Origin of the sequence: Methanothermobacter thermautotrophicus (assembly GCF_014889545.1) — an archaeon.
Lineage (GTDB): Archaea > Methanobacteriota > Methanobacteria > Methanobacteriales > Methanothermobacteraceae > Methanothermobacter > Methanothermobacter thermautotrophicus_A.
The window spans coordinates 392214-407751 of record NZ_QKOF01000006.1 but is presented as its reverse complement, the minus strand read 5'-3'; the positions used below and the strand labels follow the sequence as shown (position 1 = coordinate 407751).

At 48.9% G+C, this 15538-nt stretch carries 11 protein-coding genes; 9 read left to right on the top strand and 2 right to left on the bottom strand.

Features of this window, described 5'->3' with window-relative positions; all coding sequences use genetic code 11:
- Positions 1-36: 36 nt before the first annotated feature.
- From DNK57_RS06540 to DNK57_RS06500, 9 genes are all read left to right on the top strand, one after another.
- Positions 37-972 (top strand): YbgA family protein, encoded by a 936-nt coding sequence (locus DNK57_RS06540; protein WP_192962167.1) that lies wholly within the window; start codon positions 37-39, stop codon positions 970-972.
- 9 nt (positions 973-981) lie between these two features.
- Positions 982-2325 carry a deoxyribodipyrimidine photo-lyase gene (locus DNK57_RS06535; RefSeq protein ID WP_192962166.1) on the top strand — a complete coding sequence of 448 codons (1344 nt, stop codon included), beginning with the start codon at positions 982-984 and terminating at the stop codon, positions 2323-2325.
- Positions 2326-2475: 150 nt separating this feature from the next.
- A complete protein-coding gene (locus DNK57_RS06530; protein WP_192962165.1) occupies positions 2476-3138 on the top strand; it encodes a biotin transporter BioY in 663 nt (220 codons plus the stop codon).
- Positions 3092-3514: a DUF1284 domain-containing protein gene (locus DNK57_RS06525; protein WP_192962164.1), complete on the top strand. Its 423-nt coding sequence runs from the start codon at positions 3092-3094 to the stop codon at positions 3512-3514. Before DNK57_RS06530 ends, DNK57_RS06525 begins: the two co-directional genes overlap by 47 nt.
- 15 nt (positions 3515-3529) lie before the next feature.
- The gene (locus DNK57_RS06520; protein ID WP_192962163.1) at positions 3530-4633 is read left to right on the top strand and encodes an aldo/keto reductase; all 1104 of its coding nucleotides are present in this window, start codon (positions 3530-3532) and stop codon (positions 4631-4633) included.
- 10 nt (positions 4634-4643) lie between these two features.
- Positions 4644-4844 carry a hypothetical protein gene (locus tag DNK57_RS06515; protein WP_192962162.1) on the top strand — a complete coding sequence of 67 codons (201 nt, stop codon included), beginning with the start codon at positions 4644-4646 and terminating at the stop codon, positions 4842-4844.
- A gap of 165 nt (positions 4845-5009) precedes the next feature.
- Complete coding sequence (locus tag DNK57_RS06510; protein WP_192962161.1) at positions 5010-5540, top strand: THUMP domain-containing protein; 531 nt, start codon at positions 5010-5012, stop codon at positions 5538-5540.
- A gap of 212 nt (positions 5541-5752) precedes the next feature.
- Complete coding sequence (locus DNK57_RS06505; protein WP_192962160.1) at positions 5753-6418, top strand: chitobiase/beta-hexosaminidase C-terminal domain-containing protein; 666 nt, start codon at positions 5753-5755, stop codon at positions 6416-6418.
- Positions 6419-6600: 182 nt separating this feature from the next.
- On the top strand, positions 6601-8667 hold the full coding sequence (locus tag DNK57_RS06500) for a right-handed parallel beta-helix repeat-containing protein (RefSeq protein ID WP_192962159.1): 2067 nt from the start codon (positions 6601-6603) through the stop codon (positions 8665-8667).
- 9 nt (positions 8668-8676) lie between these two features.
- Here the strand turns inward: DNK57_RS06500 and DNK57_RS06495 are convergent, their stop codons facing one another.
- Together DNK57_RS06495 and DNK57_RS06490 are read right to left on the bottom strand one after the other, a co-directional pair.
- Positions 8677-10164 (bottom strand): MBL fold metallo-hydrolase RNA specificity domain-containing protein, encoded by a 1488-nt coding sequence (locus DNK57_RS06495; RefSeq protein WP_192962158.1) that lies wholly within the window; start codon positions 10162-10164, stop codon positions 8677-8679.
- Positions 10165-10565: 401 nt separating this feature from the next.
- Positions 10566-15536, bottom strand: a complete 4971-nt coding sequence (locus DNK57_RS06490) for a cobaltochelatase subunit CobN (RefSeq protein WP_192962157.1) — start codon at positions 15534-15536, stop codon at positions 10566-10568.
- Positions 15537-15538 lie beyond the last annotated feature (2 nt).

Genomic DNA, 15538 nt, shown 5'->3' with positions numbered 1-15538 from the left:
TAAGGCTTATCTATCATCTGGACCTAAATATAGTTTATGAGAAGATTCAGGAGACCCCTCATTGTGCTCAGCCGCTGCATTGAACATGACCACTGCCGCTACGACGGGTCAATGATATCAAGCCCCTTTGTGAGGCAGTTCGCAGACCACGCAGACTTCATAACGGTCTGCCCTGAGGTTGAGATTGGACTTGGTGTTCCAAGGCCACCCATACATATAACAGAGGTTGACGGTAAACCCCGGCTGGTGCAGCCAGAAACCGGAAGAGACCTAACAGATGCCATGAAATCATTCATAGACTCCTTCCTGGGTTCACTGGATACTGTTGACGGCTTCATACTGAAGAACAGATCACCGTCCTGTGGAATAAGGAACGTGAAGGTCTACCATGGTGAGGGTCAGCGACCTGGACGTGACGGGACTGGTTTCTTTGGAAGGGCCGTGATGGAGAGATTCCCCTACCTCCCCCTCGAAGATGAGGGGAGACTCCGTAACCTGCAGATAAGGGAGGACTTCCTCATCAGGCTCTACCTCCTAAGGGACCTCAGGGCCGTGGACAGTCTTCAGGACCTCATAGAGTTCCACACCGAGAACAAGTTACTGCTAATGTCCATCAGTCCGGAGGGACAGAACATCCTTGGAAGGGTGATAGGTGAGCAGAAGGACCTGGATGATACGGTTAAGAGATACTCTGAAGTATTCTATGAGATTATCAGGGAGCCCCTTAAACCTGAAAGAAAGATCAATGCCCTGCTGCATGCCTTCGGCCATTTCTCATCAAAACTCAACGGCGAGGAAAAAAAATACTTCCTTGAATCCGTTGAATGGTACCGCAGGGGTGTTGTACCATTTATTGTGCCAGTAAGCATACTCAGATCATGGGTTTTGAGGTTCGGGGACACCTACCTTGAGAAACAGACAATCTTCGAGCCATACCCCCTGGAGCTCGTGCCGGTAACCCTCATCATATGAGGGATCATGATGATACATGCTGAAAGGATAAGAAGCCTCAACAGCGAGGGACCCGATCCCGGCGGCAGTTACGTTGTGTACTGGATGCAGGCATCGGTGAGGAGCCACTGGAACCATGCACTTGAATACGCCATTGAAACCGCCAACAGTCTCAGAAAGCCCCTTCTCGTGGTCTTTGGCCTTACAGATGATTTCCCAAACGCCAACTCCCGCCATTACCGTTTCCTCCTTGAGGGTCTCAGGGATGTGAGGCGGGATCTCAGAGAAAGGGGGATTCAACTTGTGGTTGAAAGGGGCTCTCCACCCTCAGTTCTTCTTAAATATGCTGATGATGCCGTTGCAGCTGTGACAGACAGGGGATACCTTGACATACAGAAGGAATGGGTGGATGAGGCTGCAGGTGCACTCCACATCCCACTCACCCAGGTTGAGTCCAACGTAATAGTACCCGTCGAGGTGGCCTCTGATAAGGAGGAGTACTCTGCAGGGACCTTCAGACCTAAGATAAAGAGACAGCTGAAGAGGTTCATGGTCCCCCTGAGGATGAGAACCCTGCATGTTGATTCCCTGGACCTTGAACCGGGCCCAGAATTTGAGGATGTGGTCAGGGGTTTCAGGACCCGTGATGAACTGGATCCTTCAATCTTCAGGGGAGGAACATCCAGGGCCCTGGCCATTTTTGATGAGTTCCTGAGGGAAAAACTTGAATGCTTTGAGAGGTACAGGAACGACCCCGTGAAGAACTGCCTCTCCAATATGAGCCCCTACCTGCACTTTGGACACATATCTCCACTATACCTTGCACTGAGGGCTTCAGAGGCCGGCAGGTGCCCTGAGTTCCTTGAGGAGCTAATTGTGAGGCGGGAGCTCAGCATGAACTTTGTACACTACAGTGACAGTTACTCCAGCATCAGCTGCCTCCCTGAATGGGCCCACAGGACCCTCATGGACCATGTGGCCGATCCCAGGGACTATGAGTACAGCCTCAGGGAACTTGAATCCGCCAGTACCCATGACCCCTACTGGAATGCTGCACAGAAGGAGATGGTTATCACCGGGAAGATGCATGGCTATATGAGGATGTACTGGGGTAAGAAGATACTTGAATGGACCGATCACCCTGCAAGGGCCTACGACATTGCCCTTTACCTTAATGACAGGTATGAGATTGATGGCAGGGACCCCAATGGATTCGCAGGAGTTGCATGGTGCTTCGGCAAACATGACCGTGCCTGGGCTGAAAGGGAGATCTTCGGTAAGGTCAGGTACATGAATGACCGTGGACTTAAGAGGAAATTCAGGATAGATGACTACGTGGATAGAATCAGGGGCCTCGCCGATGAAGTTGAATAATCCCCCATCACAGAGCACATGAAGAACTCCTATCCTAAGACCGGGAAATCCCCTAAGTCAGATGAAGATACAAAACTTTTTTATCCTCAGAGGACCAAGTATCTAAGGGACTCTAATTATGTCACTTATTCACTTCAGGGAGGTTAGGATATGAACATTAACCTTGAGGGATACTACAGGATGCGTTACACATTATTCAGATGGAGACACAATCAGAACTGGATGAACAAGACTGTGCTGGCCTTTTTCATGGCCTGTGTAACAGGCGTGATGGCCCAGGTTGTCATTCCACTGCCATGGACACCAGTACCTATCACAGCCCAGACACTGGCAGTCCTCATGTCAGGTGTTGTCCTTGGAAGATACTGGGGTGGGCTGAGCCAGCTCATCTACGTGATCATCGGTGCAGCAGGCATGCCCTGGTTCGCAGGTATGAGTGGCGGTCCTGAAGTCCTCATGGGGGCCACAGGCGGTTACCTGCTGGGATTCGTCCTTGCAGCCCTTCTTCTGGGCCACTTCGTTGACAGGCACATAAGGGCCAGGAAGTTCACACCAATGCTGGGACTCATGCTGATAGCAAACTTCGGGCTCATATATATACCAGGACTTGTTGTCCTGGGATTATGGAGCCTCAGGACCCAGGGCACACTGCCCGGGGCATGGGAACTCCTGGTAATGGGGCTGCTGCCCTTCATACCAGGGGATATTCTGAAGATAACAGGGGCTGCTGCCCTCACAAGGGCAATAACACCCAAGGAGCCCTACGGTGAAGAGGTTGACGTCCAGAATGCAGAAGGCTGGAGGGTTCCCTGATTTAACCATCAGGGCCCACCACCTCCTCTGCATGAGGGGTTTTCAGGGGTACGGCTACAGTGAGGAGTTCACAGAAAACCTTGCACGCATCATCAATGAAATAATGGCTGACCCCTCAGTTTCCATCATGATCGTTGATTCTGCAGATGACATATGCATGGCCTGCCCATTCCTGGATGGGCTCCGGTGTCTCAGGGATGAAGAAAAAATCAGGTCCATGGACCGGAGGGTCCTGGAACTCCTTAACCTGGAGAGCGGATGCATGGTGGCATTCCATGACATTGAAGGCGCCCTGCTTGCTCTAATCAATTCAGGCAGGGTCATGGAGATATGCGGGGGTTGCTCCTGGATGGATGTATGCCTCATCCACAGGTAATTGCAGGTGAAATCTATGATCCGCAGGAAACTTGGATCAACAGATATAGAGGCATCTGTTCTTGGTATTGGCGTTATGCGGTTTCCAGAGGTCAATGGCAGGCTTGAAAGACCTGCTGCAGATAGGATCCTGGCTTTCGCCCTTGATAACGGCATAAACTACATTGACACCGCCTACACCTACCATGGTGGTAAGAGTGAGGTTTTCATAGGAGATTTCCTCTCAGAAAATGATTATCCTGATGTTTACGTTGCAACCAAGCTCCCCACCTGGCTGGTGAGGGACCGGAGGGACATGGAGAGTTATCTGAATGAGCAGAGGGAGAGACTCCGGGGTAGGCTGGATATTTACCTCCTCCATAACCTTAAAATGGAGTCATGGTCTGTCCTGATGGACATGGGGGTGATGGAATTCCTGGACTCCCTTCGTGACGAGGGTATATATGTTGGTTTCTCATTCCATGACACTGCAGACGTCTTCTTTGATATATTCGAGGCCTACGACTGGGACCTTGTTCAGGTCCAGCACAACATAGTTGACGATGAACAGGCAAACCCTGCCACCATATCCCATGCCAGGGGTCAGGGTGCGGGTACCGTGATAATGGAGCCCCTCCGTGGAGGTTCACTGGTCCGGAACATTCCCCCTGAGGTTATGGAGATATATGGGATGGCCGAAACCCAAAGGAAACCTGTGGAGTGGTGTCTACGGTACCTGTGGGACATGGATGACGTTGATGTTGTTCTGAGTGGAATGAGCAGCACCTCTGAGGTGAGGGAGAACATCAGAATCGCTTCATCCCCTGAGGAACTTACAGAGGATGATCAGGCCATTCTAAGGGAGGTACGGAGGGCCTACCGTATGAGAAAGAGTGTCCCCTGCAGTGAGTGTGGCTACTGCATGCCCTGCCCTGAGGGCGTGGACATACCCCGTAACCTCAGACTGCTGAACGAGATATACCGGTTCATGAGTACGAGGGGTGTCAGGACAGAGTACCGTAAGATTATGGGTGAGGCTGAGAGGGCCTCAAACTGTTCAGGGTGTTGTTCCTGCATGCCCTGCCCCCAGATGATTGATATACCCTCTGAACTCAGGAGGCTCCATGAGAAACTTGGATAAGGTGAATACCTTGATTGAAAGACTGAAGTATTCCATTAAGATCTCATTTATAATGGCTGTTCTGGGTTCTGCTGTCCTCTTCATCTGGGGGATGATCGGGAGGATGGAAATTGGAGGGGATGTCCTGGCCTCAGCCCTTGAGGGCTTTGTTGCCTTTGGTATATTCGGGTTCATACTTGGATTCCTCATATACAACCTTGAACCGGAATGAAGTTGAGTGGTGTTAAGGCCCCCGAGGATGGGGACCTCCGAAGTAAGCTCGATAAGTTAAAATGAATGTGTGTTAATTCCCTGAGGGGCCCTAATCCACTGCAGTGCGCTGGTCAGTAAATGACTTATGTGTCATTGGACATAGTTATTTAAGGGGGTGATTTCTTTGAAGGGTCCTGAAAATTTTAACCTCCTTGTTACACTGCGTGGACAGAAGGGCGGCGCTGCAGGTGAGGAGATAGTTGGTCTTGAAGAGGTTGAAATGGCACTATCCAGGTATGAGGGTGAACTCAGAGTCATTGAATCTGATTTTCCAAATGTTCTGTTGTTTGATCTTAATATGGATCCCCTTGAAGCGGCTAATATTATCAAAAATTCTCCAACCACGGTCATATCCAAGGTTGTCCCTGTGGAGGCTGTTGTGAAGACAAGACTGGACAGTATAATTGAGAAGATAATGGTGCTGGTATCCGGGAAGGTTAAAGCAGGTGAAACCTTCAGGGTGTTCTGTGACTTGAGGGGTAGAAGGTATATAAAGTCTGCTGATGAGCTTATTGAAGCTGTTTCAGAGGCTCTTATGGAACGTTTCCCCATCAGGGAAGCAGATGAGCCCGACTGGATCATCCAGATTGAGGTGGTGGGTGATTCCACAGGTGTCGGTGTGCTAAAACCCCATCAGGTGATTAAGAAGGGGTGATGATTCCCTCAATGCATCGAAAATTCTCATAAACCGAAATTTTTAGGCTTCTTATGCTTCCAGGAAACTTACAGGAAATTTATTAAAATTTATTTTATAAAATTTCATGTAAATTTTAATTTAGTATATAAAGCTTATTATCAAATGGAAAAAGTCATATATTTGATATTATTTACTAATGTAAATGTACTACCAACTAAGGGAGGCATGAAATGAAGGAAAAATATGGTGTTTTAATGGCGGTTTTTGTTGCCACCATCATCCTCGGGATGGGTCAGGCAGCAGCAACCGATGATATAATGACAGGTGAATTGCCTACAGGGGGGTCAGGTGACTTCGTGGTCACAGCTGCACCCTCAGACGGTGTCTACTACACCCTTGACGGCGGTATACCAACCAACAACAGTACGAGGTATACATCTCCAGTTGTTCTCAACAGGACGGTGAACATCAAGTACATGATAGTGAAAAACGGCACCGTAACCTACGGTATAATACAGCACACCCTCACAGGAAACATAACAAACAGAACATACCCCCAGCTCATGTTCATCAACGGAACACCACTGATACAGCTACCCAACGGAACCTACTACCAGCTAGGAAACGGCAACATAACCCCATACACCACCCCGGTAGCCCTAACAGGCAACACAATCATGAAGTACCTCAAAAACAGCACCAACACAACACAGATGGGCATAATAAAAAACACGCCAGCAAGACTGGTAACGAAGGTCAAAACCTCAAAGGTCAGGGTCAAAAAATGGTACAAGAAGTGGTACAGGTACCACGGTAAATGGAGATACAAGTGGAGATACTACTGGACCTACAAACAGATAAAACAGTACTACCAGGAACTCCAGGCAACCAACTGAAAACCTACTGAAACCCTTAATTTTTCCTTTTTTTTCTGAATCTTATTTCAGCTGATTTCTAAAAACTTATATCTTCGTGATAAACAATAACTGTGATAAACAATAACTTATTGTTATGAAAATCAAGAGGAGGTCTGATTATTAAAGACTCAATGAAATGGGGGTTCATTATCTTTATTGGAATGACTCTGCTCACTGGATCCAGTTACGGTGCAGACTACATCGTTGATAACACGACCTACCTTCAGGTGTTCACACCTGATGGTTTGCAGGGGACCTTCACGCTAAACGGGACCGAATACACCCTTGAGGATGGTGACACCTTCACCTTCCTGGATGGCGTGTATGATGCCGTTAATATACTGATAAACAGGACCATCTCCCTGGTTGCAGCAGGTACAGTCAGGCTGAATGGTGTAATTGACTCCATTTCACCTTCAAACATAACCGGTTTCAGTGTAAACGGGTCATTGACCCTCAGGGGTAATGGCTGCAACCTCAGCAGCACGAACATTACAGGCAACCTGAATATCACAGGAAATTCCTCCAGGGTCAATGATTCAAGGATACTCAACCCCACCTCAGGCGTGGTGGTGTCTGGGGACAATGTAACCATTACCAGCAGTTACATAAACGGTTCAGCGTCACATGGAATCATTGTGAATGGTAAAAATGCAAGGATCCAGGGCAACAATATAACAAACAGCAACGGAAGCGGGATCCTCATCCATGGGGAAGGATGTGTCGCAGAGGGGAACACCATATACCTCTCAAAGGATGATGGGGTAACATCAGATGCACATGGAACCTCCATAATAAGGAACAGCATATCATATAACTCAGGAGACGGTATAAGATCCTCAGGCAATAACTCGCTGATAACAAACAACACGGTCCTCAGAAACAACGGGACAGGCATATACTCCACAGGGAAAAATGCAAGCATAAACTCAAACACTGTCAAGTATTCGGGTGGTGACGGGATATACGTTGCAGGGAATGGGTCCACGATACAGGGATCCTACGTCCAGAACAACACGAAGAACGGCATAAACATAGCCGGATCCAGCTGTACAGTCAGCAGTTCCTACGCCTACTACAACGGTGAAAACGGGATTTACTCCACAGGTGATAACATGTCATTCAGATACGTTGATTCCAGTTTCAACGCCAGGAACGGCATATACTCCCGTGGGAGCAATGCAAGCTTCTTCTATATAACCAGCGCATCCTACAATGGTGAGAACGGTATACTCTCAACCGGGCCATCTGCAAGTATGCAGATCATCCTTGATGTGACCTCAAATTCACGTAATGGAATCTCATCCCTTGGTGATAATGCATATATATGGTTCGTTGAGGTTAAAAAGAACGGGATGAACGGTATCTATTCCTCAGGAAAGAACCTCTACCTATACTACGTTAAAAACGCCACCAACAACACCCTCAGCGGGATAAATTCAACAGGAATAAACGCCAGGATAATGGACGTCACTGCGAACCTCAACCGTGGGAACGGGATATACGCCTCAGGGTACAACACAACCATCACCTACTTTGAAGCACTCAACAACCTGGGGGATGGTGTGTGGATTTCCGGAGGCAGGAGCTACATTGTCGAGGGGAACGCGACATCCAACCGCCAGAACGGAGTCATGGTAAATGGTCCCGATGCCATTGTAAGGTCCGTGAATGCCACGGATAATGCTGGCAATGGCATAGCCATTTACGGTAAGAATGCCATCATATACAACTGCACATCCATGATGAACACCGATGGTGTGTACGGAACAGCCAGCTTCAGGATGATCCTGAGCAGAATATCTGCTAACAGGAACTGCGGTGTGAATTCAAGGGGAACTGCAACGATAGAACAGTGCACAGTGTACGGTAACCGTTATGGAATCTATACAGGTGGTGCGAATTCAGTTATCTATTCATCCACTGTAACCAGCAACCGTGGCTACGGGGTCTATGCAGCCGGTTCATCAGCAACCATCTACAGGAACACCATACAGGCAAACGGTGGGGACGGTATAACCGCAAGGGGAAGCTATGCAAAGATATACTACAACACAGCAAACAGGAACAGGGGTTCAGGGATAAGTTCATCATCCTACAGGGCTGTCATAGCATACAACAGGGCCTCATACAATTCCTACTATGGCATATACTCCTCAGGTAAAAGGACCACCATTGCAAAGAACATTGCTACAGGCAACAGGAAGAGGAATATAAGAACTGTATAAGCCCTATTTTTAATCAACCATTTTTTCTTCAGGGTCCAGGATCCTGATGCCCTCATCCTCAAAGATTAAAAATTCCTCCCGGTTCCTGGTGTGCACAGGGTATATAGCTTCCGGCTCAATTTCCCGTATCATTTCTATCAGATCTGATCTTCCTGCATGGCCAGATGAGTGGAACCTCCTGTACTGGTATATTCCGAAGTGCCTGAGCCAGTTATTCTCACGCTCTGCATCGATCTCCATCTCCTCGTTGAAGGGTTCTGTCTTGGATTTGATGTAGGCTGCCCCCTCCGGTTTTATGTCTATGAACTCCTTGAATTCAAAGTAGTCGCACTGGAATAGGTACTCCCCAGGTTCCTCCCGGAGGTCCCTGCAGGTTATGGTGTTGTCAAGTTCAAGGAACGCCCTCTCCCATCCCCTGTAGTCCTGTTCCATGTATTCCTCAGGGAGGTCCGCTGCAGGTATCCATTCCCCGTCAAAGCATACGAAGGCGTCCTCAGCTATCAGTCCCCAGTTACGCCTTGGTATGTAGACCGCCAGGTCCCTTAAGCGGGGGTAGCCCAGATCCTCAAAGAGTCTAATGATGTAGGCCTGTTTCAGGCTGACTGCAAGGGTCCTGTCAGAGTTCTCAGCGGCTCTGTAGAATGTCAGGAAACGGTCAAGGTCTCTGATTGGGTAATTGATGATGACAAGTCCCCTGTGATTAACAGCTATGTTTGAGGTCCTCCTCTCAATATCCTCCTCAAAGGTGCTGTTATCCTGGTCTATCCGTGTCCCCTCTGTTATCATGATGCTGGGGGAGAACTTCCTTGCCTTTTTAACGAATTTACGGGATTCATGATCCCTCCGGCCCCTGAACCTGATATCACCAGTGTATACGATGGCCTCCTCAGATTCTATTAGATATGCGCATGAACCAGGCACTGAATGATCAACCGGAGCCTGGGTTATGGTGAATTCACCAATATCCTCAGTCTTATAGGGTTCAAGCAATCTTATGGGTCTATTTATTCTGGTATCCCTGTCCCTCGTGTGTGATGTGTTTCCACTCTTTCTCTTCTTCTCTTTGAAGTGAAATTTGGGTTTGTAGTGAAGAAGATCTAAACTCATGTTGGATGTGTCCTCGATTGCCTTCAGAACAAGAAAACTCTCCTCTGTCATGTAGAATGGTATATCGTGGCGCAGGTACTTTAGACATCCAGCATGGTCAAGGTGGGGATGGCTGAGCAGTACGCCTGATACTGCTGGCTCATCCTCGAATCTCATTCCAAGGTACCTCACCTGGTCCTCACGGTAAACTCCGGGTATCCATGGGAGTGCCTCAAGTTCAATGAGGTCAGCGATGCCATTGAAGCTCCTGGGCTGCAGGAATTCATCAAAGTAAAGGTTTTCAATGTTGAATCTCTTCCCGAAGTCAAGGAATATCCCATCACCTTTGCAGGATACCTCTATCCTGTTACCACCTATCTCATCAACTCCACCATAGAACCTGAAATCCATATAATCACCCGGGTCAGTATGTGAGCAGTGCCATGAGAATAAATATACCCAGCATGCATAGAATGCAGCCAGCGACTCCGCCACAGCAATCATCATCCATTTAATCACCTTCATGATCCCTGAGGGCATTGAGTTCAGAATTCAACAATCACGACTCAATGTTATCAATTAAATATTGAATATAATCTATTCAGCTAAGTATTTAAATGTCCATGTTTTTTCTGGTTTAACATTTACCCCTCCCTTGTGTTCATGCTGAAGGGGAGGAGTCCAGAGGTCCATACTGCGTTATAGTATCCTATAACGAAGATCAGAATACCCAGGCAATAATCCGGAAATAAACCAGACTGACATAAAACCTATCTAATTTTTATGCAGGTAAAAAAAATAAAATGTTAGTTTTAATTTCTTCCAGGCCCAAAGAAGTATCCCAGGCCTAAAAGAGCCACTATTGCCACTATACCCAGTATGGCATATACAGGCATCCCTGTCTCTGAGTTCACTGAACCTGAGGCGCTGCTGACCTCATAGGCCTTACCGCCGGTTTCGCCGGGTGATGAAGGACCTGCCTCCTCCGCGCCGGGTGCTGATGTTGAAACAGCTGAATTCCGTGATCCCTGCTGCTGTGGCTCCCCGTTATCCTGGGATGTTCCCGGTGCCTGTGGCTGTCCTGGATTTGATGGTGTTGTCGGTACTGATCCCCCATCTGAGGATGGTGCGAATGCTGAACTCTTAGTGGCAGCGTAAAGCTTCTCCCTGACCCTTGAGAGAAGATCCGGGTTGAGGTACTGCATGGCCCACTCCATCATGGCTATGTTACCGCAGCTGCAGTCACAGCATGCCACACCGTTCTCTGCTATTGCCTGGGCCCATGTGGTGGCTATGAGACGCTTTGTGGCGTCATCAGGGTTCCAGTATCCTCGGTGTATCGCTGTGAGCATTGTCCCTGTCATACTTATCAGGGCATAGCTGTTCTTACCCTGTGATAGCCAGTTTTTAACTCCCAGGCCATACCTGTCCTTGAGGTATATGTCCACTGTCTCCTGCCACATCCAGTCCGAAACTGTCTCGGGACTCATTACATTCCAGCCCCAGAGGTTGGCCACAAAGTTGTTTGAGATCTCCCTTGCACCGGCATATCCACTCTGCATCATTGCCTGTATCCATCTTGGGTTGTAGTAGCGTGACTGGAGCTCCCTGTAGAGGAACTGGTTCAGTGTCTCTATTCTGGCATTTGAGGGATTCACCTGGTTTATTATGTACATTCCAGGGACCCTGCCACCAGCAGCCTCAACTGCAAGCCTGAAGCCGCCGAGGAACTCGAAGTTGTGGTCCACGTCCACTACACCGTATAGATTGGTTGATCTTGAGTGGTACACTCCCTCAACGTCCCTGAGTCTCAGGGTGAGGACCTCCTCAAGGCTCACTCCCCAGCCATCCTCACTGAGGGCATACTTCATGCTGTCAATGTACAGTCTTCCAAGCTCTGTCCTCTCCTCCCATGTCCAGTCCTGCTGGACTGCCTCCGGAAGCCTTGTGCCATAGTTACCCAGTGATGGCCCGAAGAGGCGGCATATTGCTGCGATTCCTGCATCCTCTGGTTTCATGCCGATTTTAATGAGTTCCTTAACATCAGCGAGCCAGTGCCCTGCAATGGGGTTCCTGTCGAGGGGGTCGCTGCCGGGTATGAACAAACCCGCCCTCTGTATACTTGAGACTGATGCGTTGAGTGCTGCAATGAGCCCTGCCCTGTTATTTGCTGGTTCCTGGTTTATAGCAGCCATCAGGGTGTTGAATGATGCTGCAAGCGCCACCCTTGATGCACGGTCCAGGAGGACTCCCAGGAGTGGGAAGGTTTCCCTGAATATCCCTGAGGTGGTCATGAGTACATCGACCCTTGACCTGTTGAGGACTGCCAGTGGTGTTGCCCTCACACCCATGATTGAACCTCCGAAACCATAGATTGGTTCAAGTCCCATGAGCCTCAGGATGAATGCAACTGTCGCGCCCTTATCGTTCTGTGTCTCAGTCGCCCATATGACAACACCGAGCTGTTCAGGTGTTGCATTGTATGCTCTGAGTGCCTCATCTGCAAGCTTGGATCCCCTTATCCATGCGGCCTGTGTTGGAAGAAGTGATGGATCCTCACCGTAGAGGTTTCCTCCCGTTGGAGCAGCTGATGGGTTCCTGATTGGGTCTCCTCCAGATGTGGGTGGTATGTATCCTCCTGAGAGGGCCCTGAGGAGCATCTGTCTCTCCCTTGTCCCTGAACCTTTGATGTTCAGGACATCATTGAGGGTCATGTTGAGGGCTGTTATCTCTGTTGCTGTGAGGTTCCTTCCCAGGACTGCCTGGAGCTCTGCCATGAGGGTCTGGAGTGACTTTCCACTGTAGAATTCTAGTATAATATCTTCCATTGTCCTGTTTATTCCTGAGAGTGCCTGTGTCACTGAGAGGAATGTGTTGTTACCGGCGCTTATTCTTGGAACAGTGGCCATTGATTTTACCATGATGGTAACCTGTGTCTGGTTCAGGTCCCTTCCAAATACGTAGAGACCCAGTGGCATCATTGTACCCTCGAGTTCCCTTATGTAGTCGTCGATTCTATCAACCAGTTCATCAGGGTCAAGGTTGAGGTCCATGATTGTCTCAAGGTGGAGCTGGACTGCCTTCTCCCTTATGAGCCTTATCTCCTCTGACCTGTTGCCTGGCGCTGCATGGTACTGGTCTATGAGTGTCTTGAGTGATGCGAGGTCCCCGTAGATGGCTGTTGCCTCAAGTGGTGGTGTGAGATGGCTTATGCTCACAGCAAGGCCCCTTCTCTTGGCATGTATGACTTCCCCGACACCATCCATGATGTAGATGTAGATGCTTGGCACGTCTCCAAGGCATATGTCAGGGTAATCTGCACCTGATAGTGCTGACTCCTTCCTTGGGAGCCACTCATAGGTGCCGTGGCGTCCGAGGTGTATCATTGCATCTGCACCGAACTCTGTCTGGAGGTATGCGTAGAAGGCGAGGTACTGGTGGTGGGGTGGCACTATCTGGCTGTGGTAGAGTTTATCCACGTCACCTTCCCATCCGCGCTGTGGTTGAGGACCCACAAAGACGTTTCCATAGAACATGCCTGGTATAACAATGTACCTCTTACCGTTCCTCGTAACCGTCATTATGTTTCCTGGTGGTGCTCCCCATCCACATAGCCCCGGAACATTGAGGGCTAGGAATGCTGATTTTGCACTGTAGAAAACATCCCACTGGTTCAGGCCACTGTAAATATTCCTGAGGGCGTTGTAGGCCCTGTTAACCTGGTTCTTTGCCTCTGAGGCGTTGCTGATCTGCATATCATCTATTGTTGTTATCAGTGAACTCTGCCATCTGTCGAGTGTTTCGAGGAGTTTCGGGTTTCGGGTGGAGTACCTGAAGAGTGCCTCAATGTAGCCGAAAGGTCCCTCCTCGATTTCTTTCCTTGCAAGCTCAGGTAGTCTGCTGTACCAATCCATGTACCTCTCCACGTCCCAGAGTATGGTTGAATTTGCAAGCCTCTCAAGTTCACCCGGAGCCCAGTTTGCAATGTTAAGTCCCCTCGTCATCATCTCTGTGAGTAGATCCTCAACACCTGAAGGTGCCCCTGTAACGGTGTAGCTGTTTTCCCTCAGAAGGTGGAGTATCTCGAGTATTGATGATGGACCGTCAAGGTAACTTGCACCTGCAAGGTTCTGTTTCCCGGGTGGATAGTTGTAGTAGATGAGTGCAACCTTTTTATCTGCATTTGAGAGGAACCTTAACCGCAGCCAGGAGGATACCCTGTCTGCAAAGGTTTCCACGCGCTCATCCATTGGCTGGTAGTATTCAACCTCGAGGCCTGTTACCGGGTCTATGGTCTTTCTGGTGGATGCTGTTACCATGGTGAGTATCTGGCCCTGGAACTCTGGTAGCACCATCTGGCTGGTTATGCTTGTGAAGTCCATTCCTGAATCTGAGATGTACCATGTTTCCTCACTGTCAGAGACCACAAGTGGTCTGAAGACCAGTATATTGTTGTCCATAATCATCCTTTCAGCGATTGCTGCGGTTGCGCCCCCAAGCTTAAATGACTGGAGTGTTATGAGCCCCTGGATCCTTGTCCTGTTTTGAGAGTCAAAGAAGTAGCTCCTCATTGCGTTTATGACTGGTGTTCCATCAACAGGGTTACCCTGGGCTATTGTTGCTATGACATTTATGCCCCTTGAATCCATTTCGCTGATGAGTCTGTCGAGCATGAGGAGGTCGCCTCGTTCCCATGTGAGTGCCATCCATGAGGTTATGCCCACAGTGGGTCTTCCAGGTGTTAAGAACTGTTCGTAGTCTGTGAAGTTGTAGTAAAGTCTGCCGTTGCGGTAGAGGGCATACTTCGGAACTATGACTGGTTCTGTGAAGTTGTAGCCTCTTCCAGGGAATGCCAGTGCCAGGAGGTACATGAGGCCCTGCTCCCTGTTTTCAGGTGACGCTGTGTCTGATGTTTTGTATTCCTGGAATTTAAGGTAGGATGCCATTGCAGGGTACTGCTGCTGCAGCTCCCTCAGCACCATCAGCGGTGTCTTTGGTGGTACCGCCCTTGAAACCGAATCAAAGATTGCCTGGAGCTGGGTGTCTGTCAGTTCTGTGCCATTGGCATCAACGAACCTTGTATTGTTTATGTTTGTGAGTCTTGTAACCGGGAAGCAGTAGTATGGACTGGGGTAGGCCGCTATCACCTTACCAGCAAGTTTTCCCTGATTCTTCATTGACATCAGAAGGTCGGGTACGGGGCCGCCTGGGCCGTTTGCTGTCTGGACATTGCTTATGTAGATTATATCAGCCCATTCTATTAGCTGTTCTGTCTCTGTGAGGTTCAGCTTTGCCTGGTCCGTATTTCTCACCTTTATGGTTATTTCGGGGTGTTTCTGCATTATGTTTTTCACTGGCTGGATGAGCTGGCCTGCCTCTGTTGGCCAGGATATTATTAAAAACTTTATCTCGGTTGGATCGAAGACCCTGACACCGGCCACTGGTTCATCCATATCATCGAAGATATTGTTAGCGTTTACATCTGCATAGAGCCTTCCAGTTATCCTTGAATCCCTGAGTGATGCTTCAAGAACCATTTTTCCACTTCTTGCAGAGGCCTTTGATGATGCTGATACTGTCACCCTGAGCATGTCATCGAATCGGTGCCTTTCGGGGAGTGTCCGGCCATCGACCCAGACAACATGACTGTCACCGGTCACATTTTCGAATACAAATATCCCCTCGCTGTCTGTGGTGTTAAATGGGGTTCCTCCTTCACCCCCCTCCATCTCTGCTGCCATGCTTGATCCCTGCAGCATGAAAAAGAAAACCACTGCTATCATTA